This window comes from Enterococcus sp. AZ089, assembly GCF_050547225.1.
GTDB lineage: Bacteria > Bacillota > Bacilli > Lactobacillales > Enterococcaceae > Enterococcus_D > Enterococcus_D entomosocium.
This window is the reverse complement of record NZ_CP172954.1, coordinates 1,964,306-1,987,649: the sequence shown is the minus strand read 5'-3', so window position 1 is coordinate 1,987,649 and position 23,344 is coordinate 1,964,306. Positions and strand designations below refer to the sequence as shown.

At 41.8% G+C, this 23,344-nt stretch carries 19 protein-coding genes; 14 read left to right on the top strand and 5 right to left on the bottom strand.

Annotation, left to right across the window (positions count from 1 at the left end):
• The first annotated feature begins 143 nt into the window (after positions 1-143).
• From cdaA to glmM, 3 genes are read left to right on the top strand one after another with little or no spacing between them, the layout of a single operon-like run.
• Positions 144-1,025 (top strand): diadenylate cyclase CdaA, encoded by an 882-nt coding sequence (gene cdaA, locus IGJ01_RS09270; RefSeq protein ID WP_005235688.1) that lies wholly within the window; start codon positions 144-146, stop codon positions 1,023-1,025.
• The gene (locus tag IGJ01_RS09265) at positions 1,022-2,113 is read left to right on the top strand and encodes a CdaR family protein (RefSeq protein WP_315041964.1); all 1,092 of its coding nucleotides are present in this window, start codon (positions 1,022-1,024) and stop codon (positions 2,111-2,113) included. Before cdaA ends, IGJ01_RS09265 begins: the two co-directional genes overlap by 4 nt.
• 39 nt (positions 2,114-2,152) lie before the next feature.
• Complete coding sequence (gene glmM / locus IGJ01_RS09260) at positions 2,153-3,508, top strand: phosphoglucosamine mutase (RefSeq protein ID WP_008382200.1); 1,356 nt, start codon at positions 2,153-2,155, stop codon at positions 3,506-3,508.
• Positions 3,509-3,797: 289 nt separating this feature from the next.
• Here glmM and glmS read toward each other — a convergent pair whose 3' ends face one another.
• The gene (gene glmS / locus IGJ01_RS09255) at positions 3,798-5,609 is read right to left on the bottom strand and encodes a glutamine--fructose-6-phosphate transaminase (isomerizing) (RefSeq protein WP_430600984.1); all 1,812 of its coding nucleotides are present in this window, start codon (positions 5,607-5,609) and stop codon (positions 3,798-3,800) included.
• Between the two features lie 445 nt (positions 5,610-6,054).
• Between glmS and IGJ01_RS09250 the strand changes: the two genes are divergently transcribed.
• The 8 genes from IGJ01_RS09250 (at position 6,055) to IGJ01_RS09215 (ending at position 13,807) form a co-directional block, all read left to right on the top strand.
• Positions 6,055-6,345 carry a hypothetical protein gene (locus IGJ01_RS09250; RefSeq protein ID WP_005235701.1) on the top strand — a complete coding sequence of 97 codons (291 nt, stop codon included), beginning with the start codon at positions 6,055-6,057 and terminating at the stop codon, positions 6,343-6,345.
• A gap of 32 nt (positions 6,346-6,377) precedes the next feature.
• On the top strand, positions 6,378-7,409 hold the full coding sequence (gene sppA, locus IGJ01_RS09245) for a signal peptide peptidase SppA (RefSeq protein WP_005235703.1): 1,032 nt from the start codon (positions 6,378-6,380) through the stop codon (positions 7,407-7,409).
• Between the two features lie 2 nt (positions 7,410-7,411).
• The gene (locus IGJ01_RS09240) at positions 7,412-8,242 is read left to right on the top strand and encodes an RDD family protein (RefSeq protein WP_194188489.1); all 831 of its coding nucleotides are present in this window, start codon (positions 7,412-7,414) and stop codon (positions 8,240-8,242) included.
• 37 nt (positions 8,243-8,279) lie between these two features.
• A complete protein-coding gene (locus IGJ01_RS09235) occupies positions 8,280-9,227 on the top strand; it encodes a hypothetical protein (RefSeq protein ID WP_086316178.1) in 948 nt (315 codons plus the stop codon).
• Positions 9,228-9,346: 119 nt separating this feature from the next.
• Entirely contained in the window at positions 9,347-10,630 is a 1,284-nt protein-coding gene (tig, locus tag IGJ01_RS09230) for a trigger factor (protein WP_005235710.1), read from the top strand.
• A 225-nt stretch (positions 10,631-10,855) separates the two neighbouring features.
• A complete protein-coding gene (clpX, locus tag IGJ01_RS09225; RefSeq protein ID WP_005235713.1) occupies positions 10,856-12,100 on the top strand; it encodes an ATP-dependent Clp protease ATP-binding subunit ClpX in 1,245 nt (414 codons plus the stop codon).
• A 70-nt stretch (positions 12,101-12,170) separates the two neighbouring features.
• Entirely contained in the window at positions 12,171-12,755 is a 585-nt protein-coding gene (yihA, locus tag IGJ01_RS09220; RefSeq protein ID WP_400451310.1) for a ribosome biogenesis GTP-binding protein YihA/YsxC, read from the top strand.
• A gap of 170 nt (positions 12,756-12,925) precedes the next feature.
• Positions 12,926-13,807 (top strand): helix-turn-helix transcriptional regulator, encoded by an 882-nt coding sequence (locus IGJ01_RS09215; protein WP_016620052.1) that lies wholly within the window; start codon positions 12,926-12,928, stop codon positions 13,805-13,807.
• Positions 13,808-13,918: 111 nt separating this feature from the next.
• Here the strand turns inward: IGJ01_RS09215 and IGJ01_RS09210 are convergent, their stop codons facing one another.
• Complete coding sequence (locus tag IGJ01_RS09210) at positions 13,919-14,095, bottom strand: SPJ_0845 family protein (protein WP_005235717.1); 177 nt, start codon at positions 14,093-14,095, stop codon at positions 13,919-13,921.
• A 130-nt stretch (positions 14,096-14,225) separates the two neighbouring features.
• Here IGJ01_RS09210 and IGJ01_RS09205 point away from each other — a divergent pair, with 130 nt between their 5' ends.
• Complete coding sequence (locus IGJ01_RS09205) at positions 14,226-15,557, top strand: hypothetical protein (protein ID WP_016611865.1); 1,332 nt, start codon at positions 14,226-14,228, stop codon at positions 15,555-15,557.
• 42 nt (positions 15,558-15,599) lie between these two features.
• Here IGJ01_RS09205 and IGJ01_RS09200 read toward each other — a convergent pair whose 3' ends face one another.
• Genes IGJ01_RS09200 through IGJ01_RS09190 form a run of 3 tightly spaced genes read right to left on the bottom strand, consistent with a single transcriptional unit; the run spans position 15,600 to position 19,208 of the window.
• Positions 15,600-17,525: a PTS fructose transporter subunit IIABC gene (locus IGJ01_RS09200; protein WP_430600982.1), complete on the bottom strand. Its 1,926-nt coding sequence runs from the start codon at positions 17,523-17,525 to the stop codon at positions 15,600-15,602.
• A gap of 13 nt (positions 17,526-17,538) precedes the next feature.
• Complete coding sequence (gene pfkB / locus IGJ01_RS09195) at positions 17,539-18,456, bottom strand: 1-phosphofructokinase (RefSeq protein ID WP_008380122.1); 918 nt, start codon at positions 18,454-18,456, stop codon at positions 17,539-17,541.
• Positions 18,453-19,208: a DeoR/GlpR family DNA-binding transcription regulator gene (locus IGJ01_RS09190; RefSeq protein ID WP_420657524.1), complete on the bottom strand. Its 756-nt coding sequence runs from the start codon at positions 19,206-19,208 to the stop codon at positions 18,453-18,455. Before IGJ01_RS09190 ends, pfkB begins: the two co-directional genes overlap by 4 nt.
• Before the next feature lie 205 nt (positions 19,209-19,413).
• Here IGJ01_RS09190 and IGJ01_RS09185 point away from each other — a divergent pair, with 205 nt between their 5' ends.
• A complete protein-coding gene (locus IGJ01_RS09185; RefSeq protein ID WP_420657525.1) occupies positions 19,414-20,880 on the top strand; it encodes an alpha-amylase in 1,467 nt (488 codons plus the stop codon).
• A gap of 214 nt (positions 20,881-21,094) precedes the next feature.
• Positions 21,095-23,338: a DNA helicase PcrA gene (pcrA, locus tag IGJ01_RS09180; protein WP_430600980.1), complete on the top strand. Its 2,244-nt coding sequence runs from the start codon at positions 21,095-21,097 to the stop codon at positions 23,336-23,338.
• The last annotated feature ends 6 nt before the right edge of the window (positions 23,339-23,344 follow it).

Genomic DNA, 23,344 nt, shown 5'->3' with positions numbered 1-23,344 from the left:
ATGATTTCATGATAATGGTAAACTAAATAAAAGAGCTGTTTATTTTTTCAAAACTTTTTCATAAATTTGTTTTTTTTCAAATCTTTGAAGAGGTCCTATGTTATACTATTATCTGAAGTCTTAAGAATAAAGGAAGGCTGTTTATGTTGATAAATTTCAGGGATTTTTTTAATTTAGATTATTGGAGAGAATTGCTCTCATTTGATATATTTTCTTGGTCTTTTTTAGTAAATGTTTTAGATGTGATCGTTGTTTGGTACTTGGTTTATAAGCTTATCCAGCTTGTGCGAGGGACAAAAGCGATCCAGTTGTTCAAAGGAGTCGGACTGTTCATTGTTCTAAGGTTTTTGGCTGGTATCGTAGGATTAAAGACGCTATCTTGGTTGATGGATCAAGTCATTACTTATGGGGTGATCGCCGCAATTGTTATTTTCCAACCAGAAATTCGACGAGGGCTAGAGCATCTTGGACGCAGCTCCTTCTTCAAGACTTCTAAAAACGAAAAACGGCGGGATGAAGTTTTGGTCCAAGCATTGGACAAAGCTGTTCAATATATGGCAAAACGAAAGATCGGTGCATTGATCACGATCGAGCGGACGACTGGTTTAGAAGAATACATCGAAACTGGGATTCCCTTAGATGCGGATGTGACGGGCGAACTACTGATCAATATTTTTATTCCTAATACACCGCTGCATGATGGTGCAGTCATTTTAAGAGATGATAAGATCGCTGTTGCTAGTGCCTACTTGCCATTGTCAGAAAGTCCACTGATTCCGAAAGAATTCGGGACACGTCATAGAGCAGCTGTTGGGATATCAGAAGTCAGTGACGCATTGACCATTATCGTCTCAGAAGAAACCGGCGACGTTAGTATTACGCTAAATAATCGCATGTTGACTGAACTTTCTCGCCAAGAGTATCTCGACGTGTTGAATCGCGAATTAGTTCCGGAAGAAAAACCTGGCAAACGCAACTTGCTGCAATCTTTCTTTGAAGGGGTCAACAAAGGAGGAAGAAAATGATCAAGAAAGAGCGTCGTCAAAACGTATTTTATGGTATACTAGCGCTGTTCTTTAGTCTGGTTTTGTTTTTCATCGCCAGCGGATCAAGCCTGCAAGTCAATCTTGCGGGAACATCAAATCCTTATGAGGAAGAGATCGAAAATGTACCGATTCAGACCACCTACGACACGGATGAATACTTCATCCAAGGATTTGAAACAACAGTGGATGTGACTTTATCTAGTCGAAATCGTGTACAATTGAATGCAGAACGTAGTGAGGAAACACGGAGCTTTCGAGTCGTAGCTGATTTGACTGGGCTCGATGAAGGAACCCATGAGGTCCCTTTAGAAGTAAAAAATCTTAGTTCAAGCGTCACAGCTGAAATCGAACCAAAAACAGTCACTGTGACGATCGAGAAAAAAGTGACCCAAACGTTTACCGTTGAACCCGTCATTTCGACTGACGGAGCAACCAGTGGTTACGGCGTCGATTCAATGAGTGTCGATCCGCAGGAAGTAGAAATCACAACTGGCGATCAAACATTAGCTGAAATCGACCGAGTGGTAGCGATCGTAAATCCAGATGATATCACTGGGGATTCGATCACTGTCAATGGAACCATCGAAGCCTGGGATAGCGACAACAATCCATTAGCGATCATCGCGGATCCTGATTCGGTAGATGTTGCATTGGCGATGGAGGCTCCAAGCAAAGAAATTGAATTGTTTGTTACACAACAAGGGACAACTCCAGACGGGATCTCCCATTACATTTATCGCATGAGCAGTATCAGTGCCGTTCTGACAGGACCACAAAGTATCTTGGATGAAACCCAACAGATCGGTGTGCCGGTGGACGTTAGTGAGATCACGACAACGACGGAACGGACAGTAACCATTCCAGTGCCTGAGGGGACAACAATCAATCCAACGGTCGTGACGATCCAAATCACACCGGTTGCAGAAGCTACTACGGAGAATCAATCAAACAATGATAGCAATGAAGCAGTGAATAGTGAGAATTCTCAAGACAACTCTTCAACAGTCGACACGACGAACGAACAAACAGAGAATTCCGCAAGCAGCACGACGACAAGTAGTTCTTAGTCGTTTGACTGTAGAGAATGAATAAGAGAGGTTATTAAAATGGGAAAATATTTTGGTACTGATGGTGTTAGAGGAGAAGCTAACAAGGAATTGACGCCTGAGTTAGCATTTAAATTGGGGCGTTACGGCGGCTATGTACTAAGTCAACATGAAACCGGGGACCGTCGTCCTCGCGTATTGGTTGGGCGAGACACACGAATTTCTGGACAAATGCTAGAAAGCGCATTGATTGCTGGTTTGTTATCCGTTGGGATCGAGGTATTTCAATTAGGCGTTATTTCCACACCAGGAGTGGCATACTTGACGAAAGTACAAAAAGCAAGCGCAGGTGTGATGATCTCTGCCTCTCACAATCCTGCACAAGACAATGGGATCAAGTTCTTCGGAAATGATGGCTTTAAATTAGTCGATGAACAAGAAGCTGAAATTGAAGCATTACTTGATGCGCCGGAAGATACACTTCCTCGACCTTCTGCCGATGGCTTAGGAACGGTGGATGAGTTCCCAGAAGGGTTATTGAAATACTCTCAATTTCTACGTCAAACGATTCCTGACGATTTAGAAGGGATCACGGTTTGTGTCGATGCAGCAAATGGCGCAACAGCTACAAGCGTTAATCGTTTGTTTGCCGATCTAGAAACAGAATTCTTCACAATGGGAACTTCCCCAGATGGGTTGAACATCAATGATGGTGTTGGTTCGACTCACCCCGAAACATTAGCCGAATTCGTCGTTGAAAAAGGGGCCGATGCTGGTCTTGCATTTGATGGAGATGGCGATCGGGTCATCGCAGTTGATGAACTAGGAAATATCGTTGATGGCGATAAGATCATGTATATCTGTGCAAAATATTTAGCAGAACAAAAACGCTTGAACCAAGGAACGATCGTTACAACAGTCATGAGCAATTTAGGGTTCCACAAAGCAGTGGAAGCAATTGGTCTGAAAGATGTGATCACACAAGTCGGTGACCGTTATGTCGTAGAAGAAATGCGTAAAAACGATTATAATTTCGGTGGCGAGCAATCAGGGCATATGATTTTCTTGGATTTCAATACGACAGGTGACGGTTTACTATCAGGAATTCAACTATTGAATATCATGAAACAAACGGGCAAGAAACTGTCGGAATTAGCAGGAGAGGTAACGATCTATCCACAAAAACTTGTCAACATTCGAGTGACAGATAAAAATGGTGCGATGGATGTTCCAGCTATCCGTAAAATCGTGGAAGAGACAGAAGCAGAAATGAACGGCGAAGGCCGTATCTTGGTTCGTCCTTCAGGAACAGAACCATTGCTTCGGGTGATGGCAGAAGCACCAACCATTGAAAAAGTCGATTACTATGTTGAAAAAATCGCAGCGGTCGTTCGAGAAGAAATCGGTGCGGAATAAATGAAGAAGTAAGACGATCAAAAATATTCTTTGGTCGTCTTTTTTGTCTACTTACCAGCAAGAAGCCAACTTGCGAACTAGAGAAACTTGTCAACGAATTTGTCGACAACGCTTAAAAGGGAACACGCCGTGGGCAAGCCTTGCGAAGTATAGTTGCTTTTAAAAGTCTTTTCGGATTTGTTGGGCAGAAAACAAGAAAAAAGAACCCCTATGAACGATCGAGTCATCGAACGAGGAGTTCTTTTTATTAAACAGAAGATAACCAATTCGGTTTCAGTTTTTTTAAAAACTATTCAACGGTAACGGATTTTGCTAAGTTTCTTGGTTTATCAACATCGAATCCGCGTTGTAAAGTGGCAAAGTAAGCCAGCAGCTGTGTTGGAACGACTGCCACTAAGCTGGTTACCAATGGATGAACATTTGGCAAAATGATTTGATCAGTCGCTTTTGCTAACTCTTGACTAACGATCACAAGGGTGTGAGCCCCACGAGATTCGACTTCTTTCAAATTGCCTCGCGTATGAGAGCCAGTCACTTCTTCCGTGATCACACCGATCACTGGTGTACCTTCTTCGATCAACGCGATGGTGCCGTGTTTTAATTCACCAGCCGCAAAGCCTTCCGCTTGGATATAAGAAATTTCTTTTAATTTCAATGCCGCTTCCATTGATACATAGTAATCATTCCCACGACCAATGTAAAATGCATTACGGGTTTCGGAAAGAAAATCTTCAGCAAATTGACTGATAACAGCTTTTTCATCCACTAAAGCCTCCATTGCAGAAGCAACGATGCTTAGTTCATGGAACACGTCAAAATCCAATGCTTCAGGGACAGCTTTTTCATCACCAATGGCTTTTGCTAATAAGGTCATGACAGCGATCTGTCCGGTATATGCTTTTGTAGAGGCAACGGCGATTTCTGGACCAGCATGAAGCAATAAGGTATGGTTCGCTTCTCGAGAAAGAGTAGAACCAGCAACATTGGTAATCGTGAGACTAGGAAGACCTAACTGGTTGATCGTCACTAATACTTGACGGCTATCTGCCGTTTCACCACTTTGTGATAAGAACAAGAAGAAGGGTTTTGCTGACAACAATGGCATGTTGTAGCCAAACTCACTAGATAAGTGAACCTCAACAGGGATCTGTGTTAGCTTTTCTAAAATGGATTTTGCTGCCCAACCAGCATGATTACTGGTACCACATGCGATGATGTAGATTCGATCGCTAGCTAAAAGTTCGTTTTTTAACGCTGGATCGATTACTACTTCACCGGATTCTCCTTGATATTCTTGGATCAAGCGGCGCATCACGGTTGGTTGATCATCGATTTCTTTTAACATGTAGTAAGGGTACGTTCCTTTTTCGATGTCAGTCAGATCTAGTTGTGCTTCATAAGATTCACGGTACACAAGGTTTCCTTTTGGATCTTCGATTTCGATCGCATCGGCTGTTACGGTCGCCATTTCGCCATCTTCGATCTCAACAAAATGAGTCGTTTGATCGAGCATTGCTAAGGCATCGCTGCAAATGACATTAAATCCATCTCCCAAACCGATCAATAAGGGACTTTTATTTTTAGCAACATAAATGGTTTCTGGATCTTTTTTTTCTACTAAAGCAAAGGCATAAGAGCCGCGAATCAAGGACAAAGCTTTTTTAAAGGCCGCTTTGGTCGTGCTGTTGTCTTGCTCTTTCAACACTTCAATCAAATGAACAACGATTTCGGTATCTGTTTGACCTTCAAACTGGTGGTTGCTTAAATATTCTTGATGAAGCTCTTCAAAGTTTTCGATCACACCATTATGAACCAAAACGAGTGCTTGGTTTGCCGAAGTGTGAGGATGAGCATTCATTTCTGATGGCTTGCCATGGGTCGCCCAACGGGTATGTCCGATACCGATCGTTCCTGTTACTTCAGAAGTCACTTTTTCTTCCAAGTTTTTGATTCTTCCTTGGGCTTTCACTAAATGATCCGAAGTCCGATCAGCGACATAAAGGCCTGCTGAGTCATAGCCCCGATACTCTAAGCGTTCCAATCCGTTTAAAATAATTCGTTCTGCATTTGATTTTCCTACGATTCCTACAATTCCACACATAATGATAATCCTACTTTCAAAAAATTTAGTTTGGCATTATGTATTTCTATCTGCGCAGCAAGTCTTTGTCATCATCTTACGATGAGATTTGTTCTTGCCTGTAGAGTGCAGTCCCTAGAGTCATCCGCCGAATGTTTCGATAAACTCTTTCCTCGTCATCTGTTTCCAGATCAGGCGCTATCCATATTGGTCTATCTATCCTCCTTGTGAAATATTTTATAGAAATACAAGCAATATCATAATATTTATTCCTGTTTCTGTCAACTGTAAGTTATATGAAAATAATTGGTATAGTTATTGGTAAGGTTGATTTGAACCAGTCTAAAGGGAATCAAAATAGCTGACATAGCTTTGTCGAATAAGATTCCCAAGAAATTTCCTCATAAAGCTATGCTTTTTTTTTTAAGTTCGCTACAATAAAAAAGTAAGAAAGTGAGGGAATGAAATGCCAGAATTTGTAAATTGTATGACTTTTTCAGAGCTAAAGAAAATAGTAGCTGCGATAGAAAAAGATCCTAATGTCACAGATGAAACAAAGGTCATGTTGGATACGGGCTGGGACAGCTTGCAAGAAATTTTACCCGGATCAGTCACCGTGGAAACCGCGCAAACATTCAAAGTCCAGGATGAACTAACAAAGGAATTTTTTGGCGGCTACGTCTTAGCTGAAAAAAGCGAGAAATTTGATGCGGTTGGAGACGAAGAAGCAGTGATCGTCATCAAAAATCTATACTAAATTATGGGAAAGGTGAAAAGTTAGGTGGGAAAATGAATAAAAGAAGATGGATCGCAGCGGCGATCGCAGCAGGGTTATTTATCTGCTCGGGGGTTTTTTCAGTAATCACAAATCGTCCAGAGCAAGAGGAAACTCAAACGCTGCAAGGTTTAAATGCTTTGTTCTACGGAAGTAATGCGATCGAAGAGACAACGTTAGTTGCCGGAGATCAAGACAATCGCATTGTTCGCTTATCTTTAGAAGGAACGATCGCCAGCAGCTCCAGTGGCGGCTTATTCACAACAGAATCTTATGATCATCAGCGATTTTTAGAAGAACTACGGATGATCCAAGAAGATCCAACTATTGGGGGCATCTTGATGGAAGTCAATACCCCAGGAGGCGGCGTCTATGAAAGTGCCGAGATTGCTCGTGAATTAGCAAAAATCAAAGAGTTAGGGATTCCGATGTATGTCAGTATGAAAAACATGGCAGCCAGTGGCGGTTATTATATTTCGGCAGGTGCTGATAAAATTTTCGCAACGGATGAAACGATTACCGGTTCGATCGGAGTGATCATGTCGGGGCTCAACTATGCCGGCTTATTCGAAAAGCTAGGGATCGAAGACAATACGTATAAAAGTGGTGCACTAAAAGATGTAGGTTCAGCAACGAGAGAGCCAACAGAAGCCGATAAAGAAGTCTTGCAGACCTATGTCGACAATGCTTATGGTCGGTTCGTTAAAATTGTGGCTGAAGGACGCGGCATGACAGAAGAAGCCGTTAGAAAGATCGCTGATGGCCGCATCTATGATGGTCAGCAAGCAGTGTCTGTTGGCTTAGTGGATGAAATCGGTTTTCCTGAAGATACATTAGCAGCAATGCAAGCAGATCTAGGCTTGGAAGATGCAGAGATTTTCAGCTATGACGTTTCATCTACTGGATTTGCTTCTACTTGGTTAGGTTCAAGTTTAGCCGAACTGCAAGGACTAAAAGAATCAAATACAGAACGAGTGATCCAATTGATGGAAAGCCTAGGAACAAGCGATGCCCCTAAACCTCTTTATTACTATGGAGGTGAATAACTATGACAGAGAAAAACAAGTATTCCGCTGCCGCATCGTCAACGGATGACAATCACACAAGTACATCAATCGATCAAAGGGAACAGCGCGAAACCTCCACACCGTCAACCGGTCATACGGATGTACGAACTGAAGCGCAGGTTTCAGAAACAGCCGAACCAGTAAACGCCAGCAAAGCGATGAAGAACGCACAAGTAAACCATCCCGATGATTTTTATCAACAAGTCTTGACGTCTTTTCAAGAAGAAGAGTATAACCAAAGTGAAATCGAAGAAAGACAAAAAGCGTGGCAGCATTTTGAAGAACCTGAAAAACAGACCGAAGACAAACGGTTCTTTAATGACTTTCCTAGCTACTTTTTTGCCGGTTTTTGGATACGTCTGTTTGCTTTTTTAGTGGATCTTCTAGTGATCCGGGCAATCACGCAAATAGCGATCGGCAGTATCTATAATCTAGCGAATCTAACGGCAACTAACCAGCGGTTTGGACTTTACAACGTCTGTGCCTTAGCGATCTATCTGGGCTATTTTGTTCTGATGACGAAGCTGAATCATGGCCAAACAATTGGGAAAATGCTCTTTGGCATCCGCGTTATTTCTTTTGTAGAAGAAGAACTCAGTTGGCAAACGGTCTTGATCCGCGAACTTTGCGGGCGCTATGTGCTGCAATTCAATGTTTTCTTTTATCTCGGTTATTTACCAATCGTCTTTAATAAAAATAAGCAGCAGGCTGCGGATTATTTTGCAGAAACAAGTGTGGTAACCATCAATTTGATCAAGGCCTTTAATAAACAGGTGGATGCCAATCACGTAATGATTGGTGCACAAAACTAACTAGCAGATCAAGCAATTAGTAAAGGAGGGGTCGTGAATGGGTGAGACGATTGATTTCCCGGGACCAAATGAGCGGCTTCGTCTGGCGGCAGAAAAAGCCTACCAGTCAAAAGAGTTTTTGCAGGCTTTTCGTTTGTACAATGAACTTTATCAAAAAAACGCCAGTTTTGAGATCAATCAATGGCTCGTGGAATGCTTGCAACAGCTGAATGATTTTGCCAAAGCGTTAGATCTTGCGGAAGACTATCTAGATGATTATTTGAAACAAACTGATGGTTTTTTACAAATTGGTCATCTGCTGATCTTGGATGGTCAATACTTAAAAACTCGGCGCTGGCTTACATTAGGTCAGAAAACAAAAATTCCAAAACGCTATCAGGAACAGTTGGCTAGTGAACTAGCTAAAGTAGAAGAAGTACAACAAATTTTAGGATTGGAAGATTTTCATGGGAAACGCAAGCATTTACGCGCATTAGATGAAGCCAATCAACCGGTGAGTGCAACAGAGTGGCACGTTTTTACCCAAGCAATTACCAAATCACAATTTATCTCGCTGATGCATGACACGTTGGCTTCCATCAAAAATCCGTATTTGCTACCTAAATTAGTGGATGAGCTCGTGCGTCTTGAAGTGGACGAACCTTTTGACCTAATCGATTACCTTGGGAATATGCAGCAAATCGTTCCGAAAGAATTGAAACTTTTACAGGAGGATGACGCTGTTAAAGCGATCCATAAAGCGATCGAAGAAACGATCGCCCAAGAGGACCCGATTTTAGCGGAAAGTGTCTCAGCAGAAATCGATGATCATTTAGCGATAAGTTACCCGTTTTTACCGGCAAAAGAAGAGGCAAGCGCATGGGTGGCAAGCTACATTGAAGATTATCGCGGGTTATTTGAAGAAAAAGAACAGCCAAAAGCAGACAATGAAATAGAAGAACGCAAACGACACTTGCGTAATATCCTACGTTTGAGCATTCGCTGAAAGAAAAATTCGCAACTTTCATGGTAAAATGTTTACAATTAAACAACGTTAGTGTACTATTTAAAGGTATGCATGAAGCTATTTCATATGTAAATCAATTAATATTCGGAGGGAAATAAATGACTGCAAAATGGGAAAAAACAGGCACCAATGATGGTGTTTTGACATTTACGATCGCTCAAGCGGAAATCCAAAAAGGCTTGACGACTGCATTCAATAAAGTGAAAGGCAATCTTAACGTACCTGGCTTCCGTAAAGGGAAAGTTTCACGCCAAGTATTTAACCGTATGTACGGCGAAGAAGCGTTGTATGAAGATGCATTGAACGCTGTTCTTCCAGAAGCTTATGAAGCTGCTGTAAAAGAAGCAGGGATCGATCCTGTTTCGCAACCAAAAATCGACGTTGACAGCATGGAAAAAGGTCAAGACTGGGTAATCAAAGCAGAAGTTACTGTAAAACCTGAAGTAAAACTTGGTGATTACAAAGATTTAACTGTTGAAAAACAAGACCGTGAAGTAACAGAAGAAGACGTTGATGCACGCATCAAACGCGAACAAGAAGCACAAGCTGAATTAGTTATCAAAGAAGACGAAGCAGCTGAAAATGGCGACACAGTCGTTATCGACTTTGAAGGCTTCTTAGGAGAAGAAACATTTGAAGGCGGCAAAGGTGAAAACTACTCACTTGAACTTGGCTCAAACTCATTCATCCCTGGTTTTGAAGAACAATTAGTAGGAACAAAAGCTGGCGATAGCAAAGACGTTACCGTGACTTTCCCAGAAGATTATCAAGCAGAAGATTTAGCTGGTAAAGAAGCAGTCTTCAAAGTAACGGTTCACGAAGTAAAAGCAAAAGAACTTCCTGAATTAGATGATGAATTCGCAAAAGACGTTGATGACAGCGTTGAATCATTAGCTGAATTAAAAGAAAAATATCGTGCTGAATTGACTGAAACAAAAGAAAAAGCAGCAGAAGATGCAAAAGATGAAGCTGCGATCCGTCAAGCAGTTGAAAACGCAGAAATCGTTGAATTACCACATTCAATGGTACATGATGAAGTACACCGTTCAATGGATGAGTTCTTGAACAATATGCAACGTCAAGGAATCTCACCAGAAATGTATTATCAATTAACTGGTTCAACTGAAGCAGATCTTCACACACAATTTGAAGGCGAAGCAGAAACACGCGTGAAAACAAACCTTGTCATTGAAGCAATCGCTAAAGAAGAAGGTTTGGAAGCAACAGAAGAAGATATCGAAAAAGAAATCAAAGAACTTTCTGAAGCTTACAATATGCCAGTAGATCAAATCAAACGCGTCTTAACAGAAGACATGTTGAAACATGATATTACAATGAAAAAAGCAGTTGAACTTGTAACAGGTACTGCAAAAGAAGCGTAGGCAAAACTCTAAAAACGGCGAACATCTAGTGGTGTTGGCCGTTTTTTCATGGGAGTAAATAGGGGATATTTCGGAATTACTAACAAATGATAAGAAAACGTTAGGCAAAGTAAAAATGACTTTTTCTTTCAAAAAAGTTATGATATGATTGTTTAAGACTGCAAAGTTAGTAAACCAAATTCCACTCCTTTAAATAGGTTGGAAAATTTTCAAGGGGTGAACAGTATGTACGATAATACAAACGGTAATGAAGCTGTTCGTTGTTCTTTTTGCGGAAAAACGCAAGAAGAGGTGAAAAAGATCGTTGCAGGGCCTGGGGTCTATATCTGTAATGAGTGCATTGATTTGTGCAAAGAAATCATTGATGAAGAGTTTTACGAAGAAGCAGTTCGGGAGTTTACCGAAGTGCCGAAACCGCAAGAACTATTGAATGTCCTCAATGAATATGTGATTGGACAAGATCGTGCCAAACGAACATTGGCTGTAGCGGTTTATAATCACTACAAACGCGTCAATGTAGAAACGACAGCTGAAGATGTGGAGTTACAGAAAAGCAATATTTGCTTGATCGGACCAACAGGTTCAGGTAAAACATTTTTGGCACAAACGCTAGCACGTTCACTGAATGTGCCTTTTGCAATCGCTGATGCAACCAGTTTAACAGAAGCCGGCTATGTCGGTGAAGATGTGGAAAATATTCTTTTGAAGCTTTTACAAGCTGCTGATTATAATGTAGAAATGGCTGAAAAAGGGATTATCTATATTGATGAGATCGATAAAATCGCCCGTAAGAGTGAAAATGTATCGATTACTCGTGATGTCTCCGGTGAAGGTGTTCAGCAAGCTTTGCTGAAAATCCTAGAAGGAACCACTGCTAGTGTGCCGCCTCAAGGGGGACGGAAACATCCGCATCAAGAGATGATCCAAATCGATACGACCAATATTCTCTTTATCGTTGGTGGGGCGTTTGACGGGATCGAAACAATTGTTAAAAACCGCTTAGGTGAAAAAACCATTGGGTTTGGTACAAACAACAAACGTCTTGAAGAAGGCGAGAGCGTGATGCAACAGATCATTCCTGAAGACTTGCTTAAATTCGGTTTGATCCCTGAATTTATCGGCCGTTTGCCAGTGATGGCTGCTTTAGAGAAATTGACGGTAGATGATTTAGTGCATATTTTGACTGAACCAAAAAATGCCCTTGTCAAACAATATCAAAAATTGATGGCATTAGATGACACAGAACTCGAATTTGAGCCAGAGGCTTTACGTGCGATTGCTGCGCAAGCAATTGAGCGAAACACCGGTGCTCGTGGATTACGTTCGATCATCGAAAATATCATGATGGAAGTCATGTTCAATGTTCCTTCTGATGAGTCGATTCAAAAAGTCACTATTACGGAAGAAGCTGCGAAAGGACTTGGCGAACCAAAAATCATTTACAATGAAGAGACAAAAAAAGCAGTCTAATCGAGACCAAGTCGGATAGTTTCATTGCTATCCGGCTTTCTTTTTGAAAAAAATGAAAAGGAGCGATCCAATGAAAGTACATGAAGCTGAGATCGTCATTAGTGCTGTTTCACCAGCACAATACCCAGATACACCCTTACCGGAGATTGCCTTAGCAGGGCGCTCCAATGTCGGTAAATCTTCCTTTATCAATACATTGATTAACCGTAAAAACTTAGCCCGAACCTCGTCAAAACCGGGGAAAACCCAAACATTGAATTTTTATTTGATTGAAAATACGCTGCATTTTGTCGATGTCCCTGGCTATGGCTATGCAAAAGTATCAAAAACCGAGCGAGCAAAATGGGGAAAAATGATTGAAACGTACCTCGAACAAAGAGAGCAGCTGCGAGCAGTAGTATCTTTGGTAGATTTGCGCCATGCACCTTCCCAAGAAGATGTTCAAATGTATGAATTTTTAAAGTATTATGAGATCCCTGTGATCGTTGTTGCCACCAAAGCAGACAAAATCCCTCGTGGGAAATGGAATAAGCATGAAAGTATGATCAAAAAAGTGTTGTCCTTTGATCCAGCTGATACGTTCATTCTTTTTTCTTCCATTACCAAACAAGGAAAAGAAGAAGCATGGAAAGCCATCGAAGCAGCAATCAAATAATTTTGAATAAAGAAACGAAGCGAGCAAGTCGCTCCCTTCGTTTCTTTGCTTTTTAAAAGTAAAAATTGGGGATTTAGGCTATTCTACGGAGCGTAGAGTGCCAAATTTGCCCAATTTCAGCGAAAATCTCCTTAATATTTGTTAAACTTGTAACAAGGAGGTGTGGTCGAATGCATGAAACATTAAGTAAAAAATTAAAAGAGTATCGATCAAGACATAACTTAACCCAGAAGGAATTAGCTGCGAGGTTATTTGTTTCTGATAAGGCCATTTCAAAATGGGAACGAGGAAATGGGTTGCCAGACATCGAGACATTGGTTCGTCTCGCCGATTTATTAGGCACTCCAGTGGAAGAGCTATTAAAAGAAAAGAAAGAAACCTACTATTATGAATACAAAAGTGAACGGAGGGTTCTACGGCTTCCGTTAATGCACATTTTGATTCCCAATTTATTCTTATTACTGAATCAAGTGACGAGCGTTCGAGAGTTTTTTGTTCTGATGAAAGAGGTACCAACTGCCAGCGGCTGGTTTAGTCTTGGTGTCAAATCCAAAGGGGTTATTGCTTTGGGAATTGTCAGCTTAGGTTTTTTATCGATTGGCTTATTGTCCTTCGGAATGCTGGGGATTGGGACAGTCAGCACAGGTGTTATTGCAATAGGGAACCTCTGTTTTGGCTTTTTAGTTGGGATTGGCAATCTTGCTGTCGGCTCGATTGTTGTCGGTAATCTTGGCATTGGCTGGCTCGCTTTAGCAAATGTCGCAATTGCGTGGATTGGGGTTGCCAATTACGGCGTGGGGAGTTTTATGGCTGTTTTGCCATCAAATTCAACCACAGAGGATTTTAACCAAGCCATTCAACAACTCTTAGCTTCGGAGATCCCTGACTTGATCAAGACCACTATCTTTGAACCAATGATTCATTTTACAAATTCACCGATTTTTGTGGTGATCTTCGTGATGACGATCTTAGCAGCCGTCTTCCTTATTCTCTGCTTGTTGACCATTGGCTTGGTGCGCTTACGTCAAAGCATGATGTATGAAGAGCTATAAGGAAACCATTAGATGCCAATTCTGATTGCTGCATTTAAGTAGACTCAGTGGCTCATTTTCTATTCGCATAAGTAAAAAGGCAAGGGACGGAAGCGTCCTTTGCCTTTTTTATTAGTCTGCTTTCTTACTATCTTTTGGTTGTTTTTTATTCTCATCATCAGGTTCGTTTTTTAAGAAACGTTCAATATCGTTTTGTTGCTTTTTATTGTCCTTATCGTTATCGGGAAGAAAGGCAAAATCATCAAACATTTTATCTAGCGAGTCTTCTCGTTGGAATTTTAAGCCCATAAGGTTCACCTCCAAGCGCCTTTAGTTTACCACGAACGGTCGTAGATTTCACCAAAAAAAAGCGAAATAGTGTTCAATCGTTTCTCCCTTTACTATAATTAAAGAAAGGGGATAGAAAAGAGGGATAGCGATGATCAAAACTGAAAAAATTTACGGCTTTCTACAATCGACACAAATGGAAGCATCACAGTTGCGTTTGTTGATTGAAAATTGGTTCGCTTTGGTTCGTCTTAGCTATCAGCCGACGGAATACTATTACAATCAGCAAGAAAAGAAACCTTATGATTTTGATGAGGTCAGTCAACTGCTGCATAGCGCCCCTGAAGAAATCAATACTGAATTGATTGTGACGGACGGCCAAAATGAGTCCAGTATCCATATCATTCAAGAGGCTGTTTTACAACGGCACCTGTTTACGAAAGACGTATTTTCCACACAGAAAACAGTGATTTTAAGTTACTTCGATGAAACGATGCAAAGAGATGGAATGTTTGGCTATTTGCGTTCATATGATGAGTACCTGATGCATAACGTCGAGCGAATCGAGAAAAGACAAAATTTTCAATCGATTGCTGAAATCAACGCGTTACCGAAGCGGAAAAATTTTGAACAAGAGATCGTTATTGATTGCAATCAATTTGCTGGGTACGATGTTTTTTACAATGGCTACACACTGACCTCTTGTTGGCGAATGTACTTTTCGGTATTCTATGCCCGTATTATTCCTCAGGTGATCATTACGGATGCGCAACAAGTCGAGCAGGTCCAAGTTAGAGATCAGGGAATCGTGATGGTGGAATTGTATCGCGATCCGTTTCAGTGGGATCACGAGTTGAATCTTTCATACCAGCGTTTGTTTCGCGATCAAACTGGGATCGATCAATTGACATGGGATAATGGCGTCGGTATTTTGAGGGAACCATATATTGAGTACGCCTTTGGCGACCAATTGATCCAAACCATCCAGTACCAAAATGATCGGCTGCAGCCGACGACTAAGCGTAACGCGACACATTTCGTCACTCGAAGCTTCGATTTGGTGAACGAAGAGTACCAGGAGCGACGGGTGAAAGGTTACTTGAATGCACAAGCGTATTTTCCTTGGATCGACCAAGATCGGTTGCGCATGATGGATTATATTGTATTAAAACCGGAATTGACTGTAGATGATGGGGTCGAGGCATATGCCTTTTATATTCGGAATCACCTCGAAATTGATTACTCAGAGGATCGCTTTAAAGACTACACAGCTTGCTTACAATTTTATTTACCAGAAACAGCCTTGAAGGAGCTGCCGATAGACGGATTGAAAGCAGCGATGCCGGATGTTCATTTTGGGTATTTGCACCGCACGCGCAAATATACGTGGGTCAATCTAAAAAAGAATGGCAAGAAACTTCGAGTGTATTTTATGAATACCCAAAAGCTAGTCGAACAGCAGCTCTTTACCAATCAAGAATGAAAAAGACCCGCAAGATCACGAGGATCTTGCGGGTCTTTTCAATTAGGCAGCTTGTTCAGGCGCTTTTTTCAACAAACCGAATACAACGCCAGAAACGATCGCACCGATTAAGATGAATAGCAAGAACAAAATTGGTTTAGATAATAATAGAACAACAAAGATCCCACCATGTGGTGCCATTAATTGGATATCAAAGGCACCGACAAGCGCACCAGTCAGTGCAGAACCAACGATAAAGCTTGGGATCGCCCGCAATGGATCTGCTGCTGCAAATGGGATCGCACCTTCTGTGACGAAGGATAGCCCCATGACGATGTTTGTTAAACCAGCTTCTTTTTGGTCTTTGGTGAATTTATTTTTAAACAATAACGTTGCGACAAAGATTGCCAATGGAGGAACCATTCCGCCCGCCATTACAGATGCCATCACGACGCTACCACCTTCAGCAACGGTCGTTGCCAATGTTGCAGTACCGAAAACATAAGCGGCTTTGTTGATTGGGCCACCTAGATCGGCTGCCATCATTGCTGCTAACAAAGCACCAAGTAAAGCGGCGTTGGTACCACTTAAGCCAGTCAAGAAGCTATTCAAACCGTCATTGATGGCTTTCATTGGCACGTTGATCAGTAACATCAAGAAGCCAGTGATCAATAGGCCGAAAACAGGGTAGAAGAGGATCGTTTTGATTCCTTCTAATGATTTTGGTAAACCTTTGAATAATGAACGCAAGAACTTGATGACATAACCAGCTAAGAAACCGCCAATCAATGCTCCTAAGAATCCAGCACCACCCGTATTTGCTAGGGCACCTGCTGCGAAACCGACGATCAATCCAGGTCGGTCACTGATACTTGAAGCTATGAAACCAGCTAAGACAGGTAACATAAAACCAAATGCCGCGCTACCGATTTGATTGAACCAAGAAGCGGCTTGGTTGTAGTTTCCTAATTGACTCAAGGCATCTTGAGGGACACCCATGAACTGGTCCACCATGAAGGAAATAGCGATCATGATTCCACCGGCAATAACAAATGGTAACATGTGAGAAACACCATTCATCAAATCTTTATAGATTCGTTGACCGACTGAACCATCAGCAGAAGCGTCCTCTTTATCAGAAGCTTGGCCACTACCGTGAAAAACAGGAGCAGTTCCGCTCAATGCTTCATTGATTAATTGCTCGGTCTTACGGATACCATCGCTCACAGGACGGTTTACTAAATGTTTGCCGTCAAAGCGATCCATTTCAACTTTTTTATCGGCAGCTACGATCACACCAGCAGCTCGGGCGATATCAGCTTCTGTTAAACGATTTTTGATTCCTTCTGAACCATTTGTTTCGACTTTGATGTCAACACCAAGTTCTTTGGCTTTCTTTTTCAAAGCATCTTCTGCCATGTAGGTGTGGGCGATCCCTGTCGGGCAAGCTGTAACTGCGACGATATAGGGACGTTCGCTAGCAGATGCTGCTTCTTGGTTTGCCGCTTCTTCTGCTAAAGCATCGGCTTCTTGCTGTGCCTCAGCTTCTGAGAAAAGTTGTTGTACTTGATCAGCAGTTGTCGCTGTTTTTAGTTTAGCAACGAAATCTGGATCGATCAATAAGCGAGATAGAGCTGCTAACGCTTGTAAATGAGTATCATTTGCTCCTTCTGGTGCTGCGATCATAAAGAAGAGGTACGTTGGTTGTCCATCTAACGCCTCATAGTCGACACCCGCATTACTCTTTGCGAATAAAACCGTCGCTTCTTTGACTGCACTGTTTTTGGCATGGGGCATTGCGATGCCGTCACCTAACCCTGTTGAGGTTTGGGCTTCTCGGGCAAGAATTCCTTCTTTGTAGATTTCGACATCTGAAATCCGTCCGACAGCATATAATTTTGCTACCATTTCATCAATGGCACCTTTTTTGTCTGTTGCTTGTAAGTCCATGATCATGGCATCTTTCAGCATCAACTCATTGATTTTCATTTTTTCCATCCTCCTATAGATTCACTTGTTCAATTATGACTTCCGGTAGTAATTCTTCGATAAATGACGCCTCAGCTAAATCATCTGAAAACGCAGTGGCACTGCCACAAGCGACTCCCCATTTGAATGCTTCAACCACATCTTTGGTCTTTGCATAACGCCCAATGAATCCAGCAATCATGGAATCTCCAGCGCCAACTGAATTTTTCAAAGGTCGTTTCAACACATTGGAGCGATAGATCTCATTGCCAGTAAAGAGCAGGGCACCATCACCACCTAGAGAGACGATGACATTTTTAGCGCCATCCTTTAGCATTCTTTGGCCATAAGGCAAAATATCTTCGATTGTTGAAAAAGAAGTTTCATAAAGTTCCGCTAATTCATGATTATTTGGTTTGATCAGCAAAGGCTGATCGGATAAGGCATCAAATAGTTCCGCACCAGTCGTATCAATGACAAATTCTGCACCAGCTTCTTTAACGATTTTGATCAATTCTTTATAAAAGTCGGCTGGAAGACCAGCTGGTTTACTTCCTGATAGGATGACGATGTCTTCGGCAGAAAGAGCGGCTAATTGGTGTTTCAATTCAGCGATTTCTTGCTCTTGAATGACTGGACCAAGGCCGTTGATTTCTGTTTCTTCGCCGGATTTTAATTTGATATTGATCCGGGTATCGGCAGCGACTTGCGTAAAATTGCTGTTGATTTCCTCTTTGGTCAGCCACTCTTCAATAAAACGACCAGTAAATCCGCCAACAAAACCAAGGGCAGTCGAGGAGATGCCAATTCGCTTCAAAATACGTGAGACATTGATTCCTTTGCCACCAGGTAGTTTAAAGTCTTGTTTCATTCGATTAAGGGCACCGATCTCCAAATGATCGACGTGGACGATAAAGTCGATCGATGGATTGAGTGTTACTGTGTAAATCATTGTATTACCTCCATAATGGTTGTTTTTGCTCTGAATTTCGCTAAATAGTTTTTTGGGCAATAATCGGTGATGATCGTTGCACCTTCAATAAAAGCAACTTGAGCAAAAGTTGTTTGCTGAAACTTGGAATGGTCTAGCAAGACATAGCCTTGTTGGCTATGTTCCAGAGCGATCTGCTTGATCAGCGCTTCTTCTGGATCGGGTGTGGTGAAACCAGCTTCCGAATGAGCACCGTTCATGCCCATAAAACAGCGGTTAAAGCGCAATTTACGCAACTGTTCACCGGCATTGATCCCTAACACAGCGTTCGTAGCTATCTTAATGGTTCCCCCTAAAATCATGGTGTCGATCCCGTGATCAATCAGTAGGGAAGCGTGCTTGACGGAGTTCGTGACAACTTTCAGCGCTGTGATGGTCGATAAGAAAGGAATCATTTCAAGGGTCGTTGTTCCTGCGTCTAGATAAATGACTTCACCATTTTTGATCGTTTGTGCGGCTGCGCGAGCAATTTTTTGTTTTTCTATTTGAAACTTCGCTTTTTTTTCAGACATGTTGGGTTCAAAACCTAATTGCTGGCTTTTTTTGGCCCCGCCGTGAATTCTAACTAGAAACCCTTTATCTTCCAGTTCTTGGAGATCTCTGCGGATTGTTGACTCTGAAGCATCCAGCAGTTGGATCAGTTCACTGACTTTGACGATCTCCTCTTGCTCTAATCGTGCCAAAATCGCTTGATGCCGCTCCTCTGTAAGCATTTACATCACCTCTTCACCTGCCATAGTAACATATGATTCATTCAAAATCAATCATAAACAGTGAAAAACATTCAAAATGAAAGCGTGAATAATAGAAATCGGTCACAAACGGTCATGCTAACCTTCATTTTCCTGAGATTGCTGTCCTTATATTTGACAATTTTTACTATTATTTGGCTTAATTGAATTAAGGGGGGATAAATAAATGAATAACAAAGTCATTTTACAAGGGTTCGAATGGGACCTGCCGGCAGATAGCCAACACTGGAACAAATTGAAAGAAATGAGTAAAGAAATCAAAGAGTATGGATTTACCGCAATTTGGCTGCCGCCTGCCTATAAAGGGACAGCTGGGTCCGAAGACGTTGGGTATGGTGTCTATGATTATTATGATCTAGGCGAATTCGATCAAAAGGGGTCGGTGCCAACAAAATATGGGACAAAGGATGAATACTTAGAAGCCATCAAAGCACTGCAAGAACAAGGAATAGAGGTTTATGCCGACATCGTTTTCAATCACTTGATTGGTGCCGATGAAAAAGAAGTCGTTCCAGCGGTTAAATACAATACCGAAAACCGTAATGAACCGATCAGTGATGAGGAAGAAATCGAAGCCTGGACCAAGTTCACATTCCCAGGACGTCAAGGGACGTACAATGATTACGTTTGGACGTGGCATAATTTTTCTGGTGTTGATTATGATGACCGTAACAAAGACCACGGGATTTTTAACTTCGCTGATAAGGGCTGGGAAAGCCAAGTGGATGATGAGATGGGCAATTATGACTACTTAATGGGTTGTGATCTGGACATGGAAAATCCTGAGACGGTGGAACAGCTCAATAAATGGGGGCAATGGTACCAAGAGCTGACTGGTGTTGATGGCTATCGCTTAGATGCGGTCAAACACATTGAGTTCAATTATTATGCGGACTGGATCTTGAACCGTCGGGAAGAAAAAGGCGAACCGCTATTCGTTGTGGGAGAATATTGGTCAGGGGATCTGCCAAAATTAGAAGAGTATTTAGATTCTTCAGGAAATCTGATTTATTTATTCGATGTGCCTTTGCACTATAATTTATATGAAGCATCTCACTCAAATGGCGAATATGATATGAGTCAAATTTTTGCCGGTACACTGACTGCCGCGCGCGAAGATTATGCCGTGACTTTTGTGGACAATCATGATACACAGGTTGGTCAAAGTTTACAATCTTGGATAGACGGTTGGTTTAAAGTCCATGCTTATTCATTGATCCTTTTACGAAAAGCGGGTGTACCGGTTGTTTTCTGGGGTGACTTATTCGGAATCCCAGCGCAAGAAATCGCTCCTGTTGGTGATGCTTTGATCCATATGTTAAAACTTCGAGAGAAGCTTGCATTTGGGAATCAAGTGGACTATTTTGATGATTCTAATTGTATTGGTTGGGTATTAACGGGGGATTACGAACACGAACTTTCTGGATTGGCGGTCGTGATGACCAATGCTCAAGGTGCGGAAAAAGAAATGACCATCAGCGCGATCCATGGTGGAGAGACATTCGTAGATATATTGAGAAATAATGAAGCGAAAGTTGTTTTAGATGATACCGGAAAAGGACTTTTCCCGGTAAATGATGGCCAAGTGTCAATCTATGTGAATGAAAAGCTAGTAGAGAAATACTTTAGCTGATCTCTTGCAATAGACATAATAAAAAGGCTGTAAGTTTACAGCCTTTTTATTATGTAAACAAACAATAGACTGACTTTTTTCTTTCAAAACTGATGGCATCGTGAGTACTAAAATCAAAGCGCTTTTAATTAAAAGTTTTCAAAGCGTTCGGTTTTCCCCTTTCCCGGATAATGCTATAATTGAGAAGATTGAGAAAGAAAGGATGTTTAAAAGCATGTCATCCAAAAGTGAATTACTTGAACGCATGAATCCACGGCAAAAAGAAGCCGTTATGCATACGGAAGGACCGTTGCTGCTGATGGCAGGGGCAGGAAGCGGGAAGACCCGTGTCCTAACCCACCGAATCGCCTATTTAATAGAAGAAAAAAATGTAAATCCATGGAACATTTTAGCCATCACTTTTACCAATAAAGCGGCGCGGGAAATGAAGGAACGGGTAAGCCAATTATTAGGTTCCGGTGGAGAAGACGTTTGGGTCTCGACCTTCCACTCGATGTGTGTCAGAATCTTGCGCAGAGATGTTGATCGAATCGGTTATTCGAAGAATTTTACTATCGTTGATTCTTCTGAACAAAATACCCTGATGAAACGGGTATTAAAAGAATTGAATATCGATCCCAAAAAATATGATCCTCGTTCCATTTTGGGAACGATCTCTCATGCAAAGAACGAGCTATTGACACCTGAAGCTTACCAAGCCATGGAAGGTAGTCTATTTGAGCAGATCGTGGGTCGTTGTTATGAAAAATATCAAAAAGAGCTGCGCAATAATCAATGCATGGACTTCGATGATTTAATCATGAATACGATCCGCCTCTTCCAAGACAATGAAGATGCGCTGCAATTTTACCAACGGAAATTCCACTATATCCATGTCGATGAATACCAAGATACCAACCACGCCCAATACACGCTGGTCAATTTATTGGCCGCTCGTTTTCGAAATCTTTGTGTTGTTGGGGATGCGGACCAAAGTATTTACGGTTGGCGTGGTGCCAACATGCAAAATATTTTAGACTTTGAAAAAGACTATCCGGATGCCGCGACGATTTTGTTAGAGCAAAACTATCGTTCAACGCAAACGATTTTAAATGCGGCAAACCAAGTAATCAAAAATAACCGCAACCGTCCAGATAAAAATCTGTGGACAGAAAATCGTGATGGGGAAAAGATCACTTATTATCGCGGGGATAGTGAACGAGATGAAGCGCGATTTATCGTCAGTGAAATGCAGAAACAAATTGCAGAAAAGAACCGTAAATTCGGTGATTTTGCGATTTTGTATCGGACCAACGCGCAGTCACGGATCATTGAAGAAATGCTTTTAAAAGCCAACGTTCCTTATACGATGGTCGGCGGCAGAAAGTTCTATGACCGCAAAGAAATCCGTGATATTTTGGCTTATTTATCGGCGATCGCCAATCCTCGTGATTCCATCAGCTTGGAACGAATCATCAATGTACCAAAACGTGGGATCGGTGCGACATCCGTCGAGAAACTACGAGAGTTTGCGAATCTTCATGAATGGTCATTGTTAGAAGCAGCCATGAACGTCGAGTTAGCAAATATTTCGGGGAAGGCCGGCAAAGAATTAGGAAGCTTTGGGATGATGATGGATGGCTTCGCCCAAATGGTTCCTTACCTCTCAGTAACCGAACTGACGAAAGAAATATTAGAAAAAACGGGTTATCGTCAAGAGTTAGTCAACCAGAATAATTTAGAAGCACAAGCTAGACTTGAAAACCTGGAAGAATTTTTATCGGTTACCCAAGAATTCGATAAACGATTTGAGGCGCAAAACGAAGACGATGCAGATGCACCAGATGAGAAGTTGAGTGTTTTCTTAAATGACTTAGCTTTATTGTCAGACGTCGATAGTTATGAAGAAGAAAGTAGTCAAGTGACGTTGATGACCTTGCATGCTGCAAAAGGACTGGAGTTTCCAGTGGTATTCTTGATTGGTTTGGAAGAAAATATCTTCCCGCTTTCTCGGGCTTTAATGGAAGAAAGCGAACTCGAAGAAGAACGGCGCCTTGCTTATGTGGGAATCACTCGTGCTGAGGAAGAGCTCTTTATGACCAACGCTTTTTCCAGAACATTATACGGTCGTACCCAATACAATCGTCCGTCACGGTTTATCGAGGAGATTGAACAAGATCTGCTGCAATCATTAAGCGAGCGTTCACAACCGAAAGCTGCTGCACCGTTTCAACCAAAAGTCTTTAAACCGAGCTATACACAGCCGCGTCAAACGACCGTCGCTTCTAAGCAACAGACCTCTGCAGCTGGTAATACATGGCAAGTAGGCGAGAAAGTTCAACATAAAAAATGGGGAATCGGTACGGTCGTTCGGACGACTGGCAGCGCGCAAGATATTGAATTAGATGTGGCGTTCCCACAACAAGGCGTCAAACGACTGTTGGCGGCCTTTGCGCCGATTGAAAAAGTTGAAAAATAAGGAGGA